Here is a 13917-nt window from a genome sequence, read left to right as displayed (position 1 = left end):
GTTCTGCGTTTAGTTGCCGCGCTCTAAAGTTTGGCGCTGGTGTTACAACTCTTCCGGTACAACCTGCACCAGAAAATCTTAATTCTTTCTCTGCTCTAACCGGCGAAGCGAGCGTTCACGACGGCTCTGCTCACGGCTACGATCCAGCAAAATCTCTTCAATAAACGCCAGATGGCGGTGCGACGCTTCACGCGCCTCTTCCGGCTTCCCGGCCATGATCGCCGCGAAAATACTCGAGCGATGGTTGCTGACAAGCGGCAGCATTTCGCGGCGCGCGTACAGCAATTCAAAGTTCTGACGAACGTTTTGCGCCAACATGGGCTCCATGCAGCGTAGCAGATGAAGCAGCACCACATTATGTGCCGCCTCGGTTACGGCTATTTGATACTGCACGACGGCACTGGATTCCGCGTCCAAATCCCCGGACTGCTGCGCCCGCTCAATGGCCTGGTGCAGCTCGCTGATCCGCGCTTTGTCTTCATCGGTGCTGCGCAGCGCCGCGTAATATGCAGCAATGCCTTCCAGCGCGTGGCGGGTTTCAAGCAGGTCAAACTGGGATTCGGGATGATCGGCCAGAAGCTCAACCAGCGGATCGCTGAAGCTTTGCCACAGACTGCTTTGGACAAAAGTACCGCCACCCTGGCGACGAAGGAGCAGGCCTTTCGCTTCGAGGCGCTGAATGGCCTCGCGCAGTGAAGGACGAGAAACATCGAACTGTTTGGCCAGTTCGCGCTCTGGAGGCAGTTTCTCGCCGGGACGCAACGTACCTTCGAGAATCAAAAACTCCAGTTGCTGCTCAATCACATCGGAAAGTTTTGGTTGGCGGATTTTGCTGTAGGCCATTGTTCCCTGTCTCTACCACTCGCCCGGAGTAAATTGGTCTTACCAATTTCATGTTCTTGACGCTAAAGTAACAAAGTATTCACCTTCTGTCCATACAGGTTTTGATTGAAATCAGGAAACCACGCACATTTTAACAATGTTACAGAAATGGCGTTTCAAAGCTGTAACCTTGCACAAATGCCTCGTTTACCACGAAAGAGGCAGTTTTAACTTTCATGAAACGCAAATTAAGGCATATGAACCGATTCAGTTGATGAATATATGAATGGTTATTCCTTTAATATGCATAAAACAAAGAAATAAGTTCATTGAGGGGGTAGATGGGGTACGCAGAAACGGTTTCTTTTTTATCCGCTCGTCATCAGAGTTTCATAAAGCAGATGCATTCCCGCGCACTTATCACTATTCTGAGCCCTATGAAAGGGATTGACGAAAAATCACGTCAGCATTTCGTAAACTAAAAAATACAAAAAACGGAATTTATTCCTTACACGCAAACGACAGCGTACCTATAACAACCACACACGAGGTTTCATAATGGAAGGTCAACAGCACGGCGATCAGCTAAAGCGCGGCCTTAAAAACCGCCATATTCAGCTTATCGCGCTGGGGGGCGCTATTGGGACTGGCCTGTTTCTGGGCAGCGCATCCGTCATTCAATCTGCCGGCCCGGGGATAATTCTGGGTTATGCCATTGCCGGTTTTATCGCTTTTCTGATCATGCGCCAGCTTGGTGAAATGGTCGTTGAAGAGCCGGTGGCTGGCTCATTCAGTCACTTTGCTTACAAATACTGGGGCAGCTTTGCTGGCTTTGCTTCTGGCTGGAACTACTGGGTGCTGTATGTGCTGGTAGCGATGGCGGAACTCACCGCCGTGGGGAAATATATCCAGTTCTGGTGGCCGGAAATCCCAACCTGGGTCTCCGCTGCCGCCTTCTTTGTCATCATCAACGCCATCAACCTGACCAACGTTAAAGTATTTGGTGAGATGGAGTTCTGGTTCGCCATTATTAAGGTTTTCGCCGTGGTTGCGATGATCGTCTTTGGCGGCTGGCTGCTGTTTAGCGGTAGCGCTGGCCCACAGGCCACCGTGCGTAACCTGTGGGAACAGGGTGGCTTCCTGCCGCACGGCATCGGTGGGCTGGTGATGATGATGGCGATCATCATGTTCTCCTTCGGTGGTCTGGAACTGGTAGGGATCACCGCCGCAGAAGCCGATAACCCGGAACAAAGCATTCCGAAAGCCACCAACCAGGTTATCTACCGCATTCTGATTTTCTATGTGGGTTCGCTGGCCGTGCTGCTCTCTTTGATGCCGTGGACGCGCGTCACTGCCGATACCAGCCCGTTTGTGCTGATTTTCCATGAACTGGGCGATTCGTTTGTAGCCAATGCGTTGAACATCGTGGTGCTGACCGCCGCACTCTCTGTTTACAACAGTTGCGTTTACTGTAACAGCCGCATGCTGTTCGGCCTGGCGAAACAGGGCAACGCGCCGAAAATGCTGCAACAAGTGGATAAACGCGGTGTGCCGGTGAATACCATCCTCACCTCTGCGCTGTTTACCGCACTGTGTGTACTGATCAACTACTTCGCACCGGAATCTGCATTTGGTCTGCTGATGGCGCTGGTGGTTTCCGCGCTGGTCATCAACTGGGCGATGATTAGCCTGGCGCATATGCGTTTTCGTCGCGCCAAACAGCAACAAGGGGTTACGCCGCGCTTCCCGGCGCTGTTCTACCCGCTGGGGAACTGGATCTGTCTGGTCTTTATGGCGGCAGTGCTGGTGATCATGCTGATGACAGACGGTATGGCTATCTCGGTCTACCTGATCCCGGTGTGGATTGCCATTCTCGGCGTCGGCTACCTGCTGAAGCAGAAAAACGCCAGTGCCGTAAAAGCTCATTAATCCTTATCCGTTCTGCCCTCTCCCGCCCGGGAGAGGGTTATTATCACAGTGTTACCTTCCTCACACTTTCCTTTACATAGCCGTTTTGTCCATCTCTGTGGCCTGATCCTGCTACGCAAACAAAAATTTACAGGCGAATACTTCATCCCATATCTCAAAGGGAGAACCGGCAATGGACAACAACAAACTGTCTGTTAAAGAAAAGATTGGCTATGGCATGGGCGACGCCGGATGCAACATCATCTTTGGCGCTATCATGCTGTTTGTTAACTATTTCTATACTGATATCTTCGGCCTCGCACCTGCGCTGGTCGGGGTATTACTGCTGTCGATTCGCGTGATTGATGCGGTGACCGACCCGCTAATGGGAGCGCTCGCTGACCGTACACAAAGCAAATATGGCCGTTTTCGCCCGTGGCTGTTGTGGATAGCCGTGCCTTACGCCGTGTTCAGCGTGCTGATGTTCACCACGCCGGACTGGACCTATAACAGCAAAGTTATCTATGCCTTTGTCACCTATTTCCTGTTATCGCTGACCTACACCGCCATCAACATCCCCTACTGCTCGCTGGGCGGTGTTATCACTAACGATCCGAAAGAACGTGTCGCCTGCCAGTCGTATCGCTTTGTGATGGTCGGTATCGCCACCCTGCTGTTGTCGCTCACGTTGCTGCCGATGGCCGAGTGGTTCGGCGGTGCGGATAAAGCCAAAGGCTATCAGATGGCGATGACGGTGCTGGCGTTTATCGGCATGTGTATGTTCCTGTTCTGTTTTGCCACCGTGCGCGAACGTATCCGCCCGGCGGTGCCAACCAATGATGATCTGAAGAAAGATTTCAAAGATGTGTGGAAAAACGATCAGTGGGTGCGCATTCTGCTGCTGACGCTCTGCAACGTTTGCCCGGGTTTTATCCGCATGGCGGCCACCATGTATTACGTTACCTGGGTGATGGGGGAAAGCACCCATTTTGCGACGATGTTTATTAGCCTTGGCGTTGTCGGCATGATGCTCGGCAGTATGCTGGCAAAAGTGCTGACCGACCGCTGGTGTAAGCTAAAAGTGTTCTTCTGGACCAATATCGTGCTGGCGTTCTTCTCCTGCGCCTTTTACTTCTTTGACCCGCACGCCACGGTGTTGATTGTGGTGCTCTACTTCCTGCTGAACATTCTGCATCAGATCCCTTCCCCGCTGCACTGGTCGCTGATGGCCGATGTTGATGATTACGGCGAGTGGAAAACCGGCAAACGCATCACCGGTATTAGCTTCTCCGGCAACTTGTTCTTCCTGAAAGTGGGGCTGGCAGTTGCCGGGGCGATGGTCGGTTTCCTGCTCTCCTGGTATGGCTATGACGCCGGAGCTAAACAGCAAAGCGCCAGCGCCATTAACGGCATCATGCTGCTGTTTACCATTATTCCGGGCGTCGGCTACCTGATCACCGCAGGCGTGGTGCGCTTGCTGAAAGTCGACCGTGAACTGATGAAACAGATCCAGGCGGATCTGGAAAAACGCCGCGTCAACTACCATGAACTGACCGAAAATCAGCATCTACCGGCGGGCGATAACGTAAGGAATGCATAATGAAAAACTGGCCGAACCCGTTTATTGAACAGCGCGCTGACCCGTTTATCCTGCGCCATCAAGGCGAGTATTACTTCGTTGCCTCGGTGCCGGAATATGACCGGCTGGAGATCCGCCGTGCCAGTACGCTGGAAGGCCTGCGGGATGCCGAGGGCGTGGTAGTCTGGCGCAAACCGCAAAGCGGCCCGATGAGCGAGCTTATCTGGGCACCGGAGCTGCATCATATTGATGGCAAATGGTATCTCTACTTTGCCGCGACCTGGACCAAAGCGCTGGATGCGCTGAATATGTTCCAGCACCGCATGTTCGTACTGGAGTGCGCGGATGCCGATCCGCTCAGTGGTCGCTGGGTCGAAAAAGGCCAGGTAAAAACGCTTTTCGATACCTTTGCGCTCGATGCCACCACCTTTGAGCATCAGGGGAAACGCTGGTATTTATGGGCGCAAAAAGCGCCGCATATTGCCGGGAACTCCAACCTCTACCTGGCGGAAATGGAAAACCCGTGGACGCTCAAAGGCGAACCGGTAATGTTAAGCAAACCGGAATTTGACTGGGAGTGTCGTGGTTTTCTGGTCAATGAAGGCCCGGCGGTATTGTTCCACGGCGATAAACTCTTTGTGAGTTATTCCGCCAGCGCCACCGACGAAAATTACTGTATGGGTTTGTTGTGGATCGATATCACCGCCAACCCGCAGGATCCCAAAAACTGGCATAAATCGCCGCAGCCGGTGTTTAAAACCAGTTATGAAAACCGCCAGTACGGCCCGGGGCACAACAGTTTTACGCAAACGCCGGAAGGGGAAGATGTGCTGGTCTATCACGCACGGAATTACACCGAAATTGAAGGCGATCCGCTTTACGATCCCAATCGCCATACCCGCCTGAAAACAATCCGCTGGCAAGAAAACGGGATGCCCGATTTCGGCATCCCGGAGGAGGATAATCAGTGATACTGTGGCACGCGGTTAAATCAGCGTGCCGTAAATCGTTAACAGCGCCACCACGACCACCAGCACCAGCGACGTTTTTTTCGCCATCGAGACAGCGGCTTTCGGCGTTTCGACTTTATCGGTGTGCGGCTCGCGCGCCAGCGAGAACTGCGCAAGACGCGTCAGCACCTGGTATTGCGAAGTATGGCGATCGCCCAACGAGGCAAACCAGGCCGGGAGCGCTTTTTCACCGTGCCCAACCAGTGCGTAGACCACACCCGCGAGGCGCACCGGTATCCAATCCAGCAGATGCAAAATGGCGTCAATGCCAGACTGCTGACGCTCGTTTGGCGTTTTGTAACGCGCCAGCCAGTATTGCCACGCACGCAATGAGGCGTAACCGACCAGCAACACGGGTCCCCACGACGCACCGACGATAAACCAGAACATTGGCGCGAGATAAAAACGGAAGTTGATCCACACCAGCGCGTTTTGCAGCTCGCGCAGAAACTCGCGCTCGTCGCAGCCTGGCGGCACGCCGTGGATCAGCGTCAGCTCATTCGCCATTGCCGTGTGGGCATGTGCATCATTGCGCGCTGCCGCTTTCAGATAGGCGTGATAATGCAGCCGCACTTTACCCGCACCGATACACAACACGCCGAGCAAAATCCACACTACCAGCAGCGGAACATTGAAAAACAGCCCATACAATGCGCGCAAAATCAGGAAGGTGACCAGCATCGCCAGAGCGGTCATCAGCAACGTCCTGAACATGGAGTAGTGTTTTACCCGCCGGAACAGCACTTCCATCCGATGATCCAGTTGCCAGTGCTCGCCCAGTTTAAACAGCCGTTCTGCTGCTAACACCAGCAACAGGGTGAATAACGTCATGGCATCTCCTTTTCTGACATACCGGCAACCAGCGCACGGAATCTTGCCCAATCAAAAGCCGGCCCGGGATCGGTCTTGCGTTCAGGGGCGATATCGCTATGCCCGGTCATATTGTCGGCAATCGACGGGTAAAGCTCAATCACCGTTCGTGTCACTGCTGCCAGTTGGCGGTATTGCGCATCGGTATAAGGCAGATGATCGGTGCCTTCAAGCTCGATACCAATGGAAAAATCGTTACAGCGTTCCCGCCCATGATACGAAGAGACGCCCGCATGCCAGGCGCGTTTATCAAAGGGTACATACTGCACAATCTCGCCATCACGGCGAATCAGGCAGTGTGCGGAAACGCGCAGATGAACAATCTCTTCGAAGAACGGATCGGCGCTGGCATCCAGCGTGCCGGTGAACAGCGCGTCTATCCACGGGCCGCCAAATTTACCGGGGGGCAAGCTAATATTATGTACCACCAGTAATGAAGGCTGTTCATCGTCCGGGCGGCAATCAAAATGGGGAGACGGCACATGCCGCGCCTCGACCAGCCAGCCCTTGCGTAACTGCATAAGGAACTCCTTATAGAGGATGGTGCTGAAACACGCTTCAGAGTAGCATGTTTGCACTGTGTCCCGTAATGGCGTTGCCAGCAGGACATCACCTAACTTTGTGATTCGTTACCCTTTTTGGAGTTTATCATGCCGCCTCGCCGCTATAACCCCGATCACCGACGTGACGCGCTGCTCGAACGCATCGAGCTGGATATCCCCGCCGCCGTGGCTCAGGCCCTGCGTGAAGACCTGGGTGGAGAAGTCGATGCAAATAACGACATTACCGCGCAATTGTTACCGCCAGAGAACCGCTCTCATGCGGTAATCATCACCCGTGAAGACGGCGTATTCTGCGGCAAACGCTGGGTTGAAGAGGTCTTTATTCAACTGGCGGGCGATGATGTCGCCATCACCTGGCATGTCGCGGATGGCGACGTGATTCACGCTAACCAGCCGCTATTTGAGCTTGAAGGTTCTTCGCGCGTGTTGTTGACCGGCGAGCGTACCGCGCTCAATTTTGTCCAGACACTTTCCGGTGTCGCCAGCGAAGTACGCCGCTATGTGGATCTACTCAGCGGTACCAAAACACAGCTGCTGGATACCCGCAAAACGCTGCCGGGGCTGCGCACCGCCCTGAAATACGCGGTGCTGTGCGGTGGCGGTGCGAACCATCGGCTGGGTCTATCCGATGCATTCCTCATCAAAGAGAACCACATTATCGCTGCGGGTTCTGTTCGTAAGGCTGTTGAGCAAGCCTTCTGGATGCATCCGGATGTGCCGGTTGAAGTCGAGGTGGAATCGCTGGAAGAGCTGGATGACGCCCTGAAAGCCGGCGCGGACATCATCATGCTGGATAACTTCGCCACTGAACAAATGCGCGAAGCCGTGAAGCGTACCCATGGTCAGGCGCGGCTGGAAGTTTCCGGCAACGTGACGCAGGAAACCCTGCGCGAATACGCCGAAACCGGTGTTGATTACATCTCGGTCGGGGCACTCACCAAACATGTTCGCGCGCTCGATCTGTCAATGCGCTTTCGTTAGTCCTCACTTTTGAACGGGCCACAGGCCCGTTTTTTTTGCGTGCTAACTCGCACCTTTTTTGTTGTGTACTGCAATTTCATCAACAACGCTGGAAGCCTCTTTCCCACTCCTCTTTTTGCGTCTCGCCAGCCAGTCCAGGGGCTGACAGAGTAGCGGCTCAAAACAAGGAGCCGTTTATGAACAGACAGCAAGGATTCACCTTAATTGAGCTGATGGTGGTTATTGGCATCATTGCCATTTTGAGCGCTATCGGTATTCCTGCCTACCAAAACTACCTGCGTAAAGCCGCGCTAACCGACATGCTGCAAGCTTATGTTCCCTATCGCACCGCAATCGAGTTATGCGCACTGGAGCGCGGTGGCTTAGATACCTGCGATGCCAGCAGTAATGGCATTCCCGCGCCGACAACCACGCGATATGTTTCTGCCATGAGCGTTGCAAAAGGCATCGTCACGCTGACCGGGCAAGAGAGCCTGAACGGGCTGAGTGTGGTCATGACGCCACAGTGGAACAGCGCCGAGGGTATGCAGGGTTGGACGCGCACATGCAATACGCAGGCGGATAGCGCACTGCAACAGGCTTGCGAAGATGTTTTCCGTACCGGACGCTAAGGAGCAGCAATGAAAGAGGACAAACTTATCGCGCTCTGCCAGCGCCACAATGCGGTTGTGCTCAATAACGAAATCGATGTGCTCACTATTGCCGTTGTGGATAGCCCCAGCACAGAGCTGATGGAATCGCTGCAATTCGCGGTGCAAAAACGCATCGATATCCGCTGCTGGACACCGGAACAGATGGATAAGCACCAGCAGGTAACCGCGCAGCCCCCAGTACCGGTAATACAAGAGCCCAAAGAAGAGAGCGGCTCTGCGGTAGAAATTTTAAACCATACGCTGCAACAGGCACTGATGCTGCGCGCTTCCAACATCCATTTTGAGCCCGGCGAAACCCAATATGTCATTCGCCTGCGTGTTGACGGGGTACTGCATGCTTTAACGCCGCTCCCCGGCTCACTTGCCAGCACCCTGACGGCAAGGCTAAAAGTACTCGGTAATCTTGATATTGCCGAACGACGCCTTCCTCAGGATGGACAGTTCAATGTCGAGTTGTCGGGGCAGTCTGTTTCGTTTCGTATCGCAACCCTGCCCTGCCGCCACGGCGAAAAAGTCGTCTTACGGCTTTTGCACCAGGTTAACCAGGCGCTGGAGATCGCCGCCCTTGGTATGACGGAAACGCAAATGGCGCTCTTTAATAACGCGCTGGCGCAACCACAAGGGCTGTTGCTGGTCACCGGACCTACCGGAAGTGGCAAAACAGTGACGCTATACAGCGCACTTCAGGCGCGTAACAAGCAGGAAGTTAACATTTGTAGCGTTGAAGATCCGGTCGAGATCCCACTGAACGGTTTGAATCAGACGCAGATAAACCCGCGTGCTGGGTTGACCTTTCAAAACGTACTGCGCGCCTTACTACGCCAGGATCCCGATATCATCATGGTCGGTGAAATCCGCGATGGCGAAACGGCGGAAATCGCCATTAAAGCCGCACAAACCGGCCACCTGGTGCTGTCGACATTACACACCAACTCCACCAGCGAAACGCTGGTGCGCATCCAGCAAATGGGGGTTGCGCGCTGGATGATCTCTTCCGCGCTTTCGTTGGTTGTCGCCCAACGGCTGGTGAGAAAACTGTGCCCGCATTGCCGCAAGCTAGGAGTGGAAAACAATCATTTGCCCGGCAATCTGTGGCCACGCCCGCTGCCGCGCTGGCGCGCCGAAGGTTGTGAGCAGTGCTATCACGGTTTCTATGGACGCGTCGCATTATTCGAAGTATTCGCCATCACCCCGGACGTTCGCCAGGCCATCGCCAGCGATCTCAGTGCGGATGAGATCGAACAGCGGGCACGCGCAGGTGGGATGACTACGCTTTTTCAGCATGGATGCCTCGCCGTTGAACAAGGGCTGACCACGTTCGAGGAGCTGGTGCGCATATTGGGTTTCCCTGATGGCAAGTAAACAACTCTGGCAATGGTCCGGGCTCGAAAAAAGCGGCGAACTGCAAAGTGGGTTGTTCTGGAGCGAAAACCGCACCAGCACATTGTTGCTGTTGTACCAACAGCAAATTCATCCGCTTGCGATAAAGCGCTGCGTCATACGGCGCGCACTCTGGAAGCCGGAACACAGCAGCCAGTTACTTCATCAACTGGCAACCTTACTGCGGGCAGGACTCACGCTGCCGGAAGGGTTACAACTTCTGGCTGAACAGCACCCTGCAAAGCAGTGGCGCGCATTGTTAAATCATCTGGCACAAGCGCTGGAACAGGGTGAAACCTTCTCCGCTGCGTTGCGCCAATGGCCAGAAGTGTTTCCACCGCTCTGGCTGGCAATGATTCGCACCGGTGAATTAACCGGCAAGCTGGATGAGTGCTGCTTTAAACTCGCCAGCCAGCAAAAAGCGCAGCGAGAGTTAACACTGAAAGTGAAAAAAGCGCTGCGCTATCCGTTAATCATCCTCGCACTGACTGCCGTCGTGGTGCTGGCCATGATCTATCTGGTACTACCGGAATTCACCGCCATTTACCGGACATTCAATACCCCGCTGCCGATGCTGACGCGAGGTATCATTGCGGGTGCGGCGATCATGCAGCAAGCGGCACTGCCCTTAATGGTGTGCGCATTATTAACTGGTGGTGTTTTACGGATGCTGCGCAACCATACAGGCTGGCAACGCCATCGGCAGCGGTTACTACTGGCAAGCCCGATCATTGGCCCGCTGGTTCGTGGCCAGCGCCTGAGCCAGATATTTACCGTCCTGGCACTGACGCAGCGTGCGGGGATCGCGTTTTTGCAAGGGCTGGAGAGCGTACGGGAAACTCTCTCCTGCCCTTACTGGCAGGCGGTGCTGCAACGCGCACATCAGGAAATTACTCAGGGTGCGGCTATTTCGGCAGCGTTACAACAGAGTGGTGAATTCCCACCATTGTGCATTCAATTGGTTCGCACAGGGGAAGTTTCTGGCGCGCTGGACAGCATGCTGGAAAATCTGGCCCGGCATCATAGCGAACAAACCCAGCGTCAGGCGGATGGTCTGGCCGCAGTGCTGGAACCGCTATTACTGGTGATGACAGGGCTGATTATCGGGGTATTAGTTGTGGCAATGTATTTGCCCATCTTTCATCTGGGAGATGCGATGAGTGGTGGCGGATAATGCAGGCGCAACGCTGTGCGCCTGCAAAACTATCAGAGGTCAGAGGCTATTGAAAACGCGGTTTTCCTGCTCCTGAACACGGATAAAGGTGGTGCGTTTGGTCAGCTCTTTCAGGCGGGAAGCGCCAACATAAGTACAGGCTGAACGCAAACCACCGAGGATATCGCGTGCGGTATTTTCCACCGGGCCACGCAGCGTCAGCTTCACGGTTTTGCCTTCCGCCGCGCGGTAACCTGCAACACCACCAACGTGGCGATTCATGGCGGATTCGGAGCTCATACCATAGAAAAGCATGAATTTCTCACCGTTTTCTTCAACGATGGTGCCACCGCTCTCTTCATGGCCCGCCAGCATTCCGCCGAGCATGACGAAATCCGCGCCGCCGCCGAAAGCTTTCGCCACATCGCCAGGTACGGTACAGCCACCGTCACTGACAATCTGGCCCCCGAGGCCGTGAGCCGCATCGGCACACTCGATAACCGCAGACAACTGAGGGTAACCAACGCCAGTTTTCACACGTGTGGTACATACGGAACCCGGGCCGATACCCACTTTCACGATGTCGGCGCCGGAAAGAATGAGCTCCTCACACATTTCACCCGTGACGACGTTACCGGCACAGATAGTTTTATTCGGCCAGGCTTCACGCGCTTTCGCAACGAACTGCACGAAATGTTCTGAGTAACCGTTCGCCACATCGATGCAGACAAAATTCAGATCTGCATGTAACGCGAGGATCTGTTTGGTTTTTTCGAAATCGGCATCGGATGTGCCAGTAGAAACCATCACATGACGCAGCACATCTGCAGACTCACGCTGAATAAAGGCTTTCCAGTCTTCAACAGAGTAGTGTTTGTGTACAGCGGTAAGAATATCGAAGGACGCCAACGCTTTCGCCATCGCGAACGTGCCAACGGTATCCATATTGGCAGCGATAACGGGTACGCCGGACCAGTTCATCCCGGAATGTTTAAATGTGAATTTGCGCTCCAGTTCAACATCGGAACGGCTTTTGAGGGTAGAACGTTTAGGGCGGATAAGAACGTCTTTAAAACCTAACTTCAGATCTTCTTCAATACGCATGAGTGCAGATTCCTGGGGTTAATGGCGACATGACAAACTCACAACTCCAGTGACGCTATCATACGCGCTAATAAGGACCGTGCAAGACTGCGAAATTCTCTTTTTTTACGCTACAATCCTATAAATTTACCTGGTGAACAGGCAAGTTTGGGTTAATTGATTTCATTGTCGCTTGCTTTAATCGCAACTAACTGAATAATTTAATAATTATGTTAGCACTTTTGCGTTTTTCTCTTATCAGAGACGGCAAAATACCGTTACGAAAGCAGGAAAAAAGGCGCAGAGTGGTGAATGGCAGGCTATTTTAGGACTAAGCGTTATGGGGTATACGGTCGCGTTAACTGGCGGCATCGGCAGCGGTAAAAGCACCGTGGCAAATGCCTTTGCTGCATTGGGTGTTAATGTTATCGACGCGGATATTATCGCACGTCAGGTTGTGGAACCCGGAACCGAAGCATTACGCGCCATCGTCGGACATTTCGGCGCTGAAATGCTGCTCAAGGACGGATCACTGAATCGTCGTTTGTTGCGCGAACATATTTTTGCATCCCCAGCCGATAAAGCATGGCTAAACGGTTTGCTCCACCCGCTTATTCAAAAACTGACCCGGCACCAGATTGCGCAAGCGACGTCACCTTATGTACTGTGGGTTGTTCCGTTGCTGGTGGAAAACCAGCTTTATGATAAAGCCGATCGCGTTTTAGTCATCGACGTCCCGGTTGAGACACAAATTTTACGCACCATGCAGCGCGATGGCGTCAGCCGGGAACATGCAGAAAGAATTCTCACGGCCCAGGCCACGCGTGAAGCGCGACTTGCCATCGCGGATGATGTTATTGACAATAATGGCGCACCAGATGCGATAGCATCGGATGTTGCCCGCCTGCATGCAGCCTATCTACGTTATGCTTCGCAGGCCGTATCACAGGAAAAACCGTAATGCACACCCACATCCTTTTTGAACATCCGCTTAACGAAAAGATGCGTACCTGGCTGCGCGTTGAGTTTTTACTGCAACAACTTTCGGTTCATTTACCGGTGAGCGATCACGCTGGCGCGCTGCATTTTTTCCGCAACGTAGGTGAATTGCTGGATGTGTTTGAGCGGGGCGATACCCGCACTGAATTACTGAAAGAGCTGGAACGCCAGCAGCGTAAACTGCGCGCCTGGAGCGAAGTGCCCGGCGTTGATCTCAATCGTATTGAGGCTATCCGCCAGCAGTTGAAAGAGAGCGGCGCTGTACTGATGACCGCACCACGCATCGGTCAGTTATTACGTGAAGATCGCCTGATTGGGCTGGTGCGCCAGCGCCTGAGTATCCCCGGCGGATGTTGTAGTTTCGATTTACCCACGTTGCATATGTGGCTGCATTTACCGCAAGAACAGCGAGATGCGCAAATCGAATTATGGCTTGCAAGCCTTGAACCGCTGCGCGCAACGTTGTCTCTGATCCTTGATCTTATTCGCAATGCTGCACCATTTCGGCGCCAGACCAGCCTGAATGGTTTTTACCAGGATAATGGCGAAGATGCAGATTTGTTGCGCCTGCAATTGCCTTTGAAAGAACGTTTATATCCACAAATTTCCGGCCATAAGAGCCGCTTTGCTATACGTTTTATGCCCCTCGACAGCGAAAACGGCCTGGTACCGGAGCGGCTGGATTTTGAACTGGCCTGCTGTTAAGGAGTTCCGTAATGACTGAAGCTACGATGGTTAACTGCCCAACCTGCGGCAAATCTGTGGTCTGGGGTGAAGAAAGCCCGTTTCGCCCCTTCTGCTCCAAACGCTGCCAGCTTATTGACTTAGGCGAATGGGCTGCAGAAGAGAAGCGAATTCCGAGCTCAGGCGATCTCTCTGACAGCGATGACTGGAGTGAAGAGCAGCCGTAGTCGCC

At 53.6% G+C, this 13917-nt stretch carries 14 protein-coding genes; 10 read left to right on the top strand and 4 right to left on the bottom strand.

Annotation, left to right across the window (positions count from 1 at the left end):
- Window positions 1–78: 78 nt before the first annotated feature.
- A complete protein-coding gene (pdhR, locus tag M8Q36_RS09880; RefSeq protein WP_017457950.1) occupies window positions 79–843 on the bottom strand; it encodes a pyruvate dehydrogenase complex transcriptional repressor PdhR in 765 nt (254 codons plus the stop codon).
- Window positions 844–1377: 534 nt separating this feature from the next.
- Between pdhR and aroP the strand changes: the two genes are divergently transcribed.
- The 3 genes from aroP to M8Q36_RS09865 all read left to right on the top strand — a co-directional run bounded on the left by aroP (window position 1378) and on the right by M8Q36_RS09865 (window position 5280).
- Window positions 1378–2751, top strand: a complete 1374-nt coding sequence (gene aroP, locus M8Q36_RS09875) for an aromatic amino acid transporter AroP (protein WP_249882749.1) — start codon at window positions 1378–1380, stop codon at window positions 2749–2751.
- Between the two features lie 172 nt (window positions 2752–2923).
- A complete protein-coding gene (locus M8Q36_RS09870) occupies window positions 2924–4330 on the top strand; it encodes a glycoside-pentoside-hexuronide (GPH):cation symporter (RefSeq protein ID WP_249880763.1) in 1407 nt (468 codons plus the stop codon).
- Entirely contained in the window at window positions 4330–5280 is a 951-nt protein-coding gene (locus M8Q36_RS09865; RefSeq protein WP_249880762.1) for a glycoside hydrolase family 43 protein, read from the top strand. The genes M8Q36_RS09870 and M8Q36_RS09865 overlap by 1 nt, the downstream gene beginning before the upstream one ends.
- 15 nt (window positions 5281–5295) lie before the next feature.
- On the opposite strand, the gene ampE is transcribed toward M8Q36_RS09865, so the two are convergent.
- Both ampE and ampD read right to left on the bottom strand, forming a co-directional pair.
- The gene (ampE, locus tag M8Q36_RS09860; protein WP_020456563.1) at window positions 5296–6150 is read right to left on the bottom strand and encodes a beta-lactamase regulator AmpE; all 855 of its coding nucleotides are present in this window, start codon (window positions 6148–6150) and stop codon (window positions 5296–5298) included.
- Window positions 6147–6710, bottom strand: a complete 564-nt coding sequence (ampD, locus tag M8Q36_RS09855; protein WP_020456562.1) for a 1,6-anhydro-N-acetylmuramyl-L-alanine amidase AmpD — start codon at window positions 6708–6710, stop codon at window positions 6147–6149. Before ampD ends, ampE begins: the two co-directional genes overlap by 4 nt.
- A gap of 129 nt (window positions 6711–6839) precedes the next feature.
- On the opposite strand from ampD, the gene nadC reads away from it, so the two are divergent.
- The 4 genes from nadC (at window position 6840) to hofC (ending at window position 10940) form a co-directional block, all read left to right on the top strand.
- A complete protein-coding gene (gene nadC, locus M8Q36_RS09850) occupies window positions 6840–7733 on the top strand; it encodes a carboxylating nicotinate-nucleotide diphosphorylase (RefSeq protein WP_249880761.1) in 894 nt (297 codons plus the stop codon).
- Between the two features lie 176 nt (window positions 7734–7909).
- Window positions 7910–8344 carry a prepilin peptidase-dependent pilin gene (gene ppdD / locus M8Q36_RS09845; protein ID WP_020456560.1) on the top strand — a complete coding sequence of 145 codons (435 nt, stop codon included), beginning with the start codon at window positions 7910–7912 and terminating at the stop codon, window positions 8342–8344.
- 9 nt (window positions 8345–8353) lie between these two features.
- Window positions 8354–9748 (top strand): type II secretion system protein GspE, encoded by a 1395-nt coding sequence (gene gspE, locus M8Q36_RS09840; RefSeq protein ID WP_249880760.1) that lies wholly within the window; start codon window positions 8354–8356, stop codon window positions 9746–9748.
- Window positions 9738–10940 (top strand): protein transport protein HofC, encoded by a 1203-nt coding sequence (gene hofC / locus M8Q36_RS09835; protein ID WP_249880759.1) that lies wholly within the window; start codon window positions 9738–9740, stop codon window positions 10938–10940. Before gspE ends, hofC begins: the two co-directional genes overlap by 11 nt.
- Before the next feature lie 39 nt (window positions 10941–10979).
- On the opposite strand, the gene M8Q36_RS09830 is transcribed toward hofC, so the two are convergent.
- Window positions 10980–12023 carry a GMP reductase gene (locus M8Q36_RS09830; protein WP_249880758.1) on the bottom strand — a complete coding sequence of 348 codons (1044 nt, stop codon included), beginning with the start codon at window positions 12021–12023 and terminating at the stop codon, window positions 10980–10982.
- Between the two features lie 319 nt (window positions 12024–12342).
- Between M8Q36_RS09830 and coaE the strand changes: the two genes are divergently transcribed.
- Genes coaE through yacG form a run of 3 tightly spaced genes read left to right on the top strand, consistent with a single transcriptional unit; the run spans window position 12343 to window position 13912 of the window.
- Window positions 12343–12963 carry a dephospho-CoA kinase gene (gene coaE, locus M8Q36_RS09825; protein WP_249880757.1) on the top strand — a complete coding sequence of 207 codons (621 nt, stop codon included), beginning with the start codon at window positions 12343–12345 and terminating at the stop codon, window positions 12961–12963.
- Complete coding sequence (gene zapD, locus M8Q36_RS09820; protein WP_249880756.1) at window positions 12963–13706, top strand: cell division protein ZapD; 744 nt, start codon at window positions 12963–12965, stop codon at window positions 13704–13706. Before coaE ends, zapD begins: the two co-directional genes overlap by 1 nt.
- 11 nt (window positions 13707–13717) lie before the next feature.
- A complete protein-coding gene (gene yacG, locus M8Q36_RS09815; RefSeq protein WP_017457937.1) occupies window positions 13718–13912 on the top strand; it encodes a DNA gyrase inhibitor YacG in 195 nt (64 codons plus the stop codon).
- Window positions 13913–13917: the final 5 nt, after the last annotated feature.

Source organism: Kosakonia sp. R1.Fl, from assembly GCF_023516815.1.
Lineage (GTDB): Bacteria > Pseudomonadota > Gammaproteobacteria > Enterobacterales > Enterobacteriaceae > Kosakonia.
Note: the sequence above shows the minus strand (reverse complement) of the source record. Positions and strands in the feature narration are given on the sequence as shown.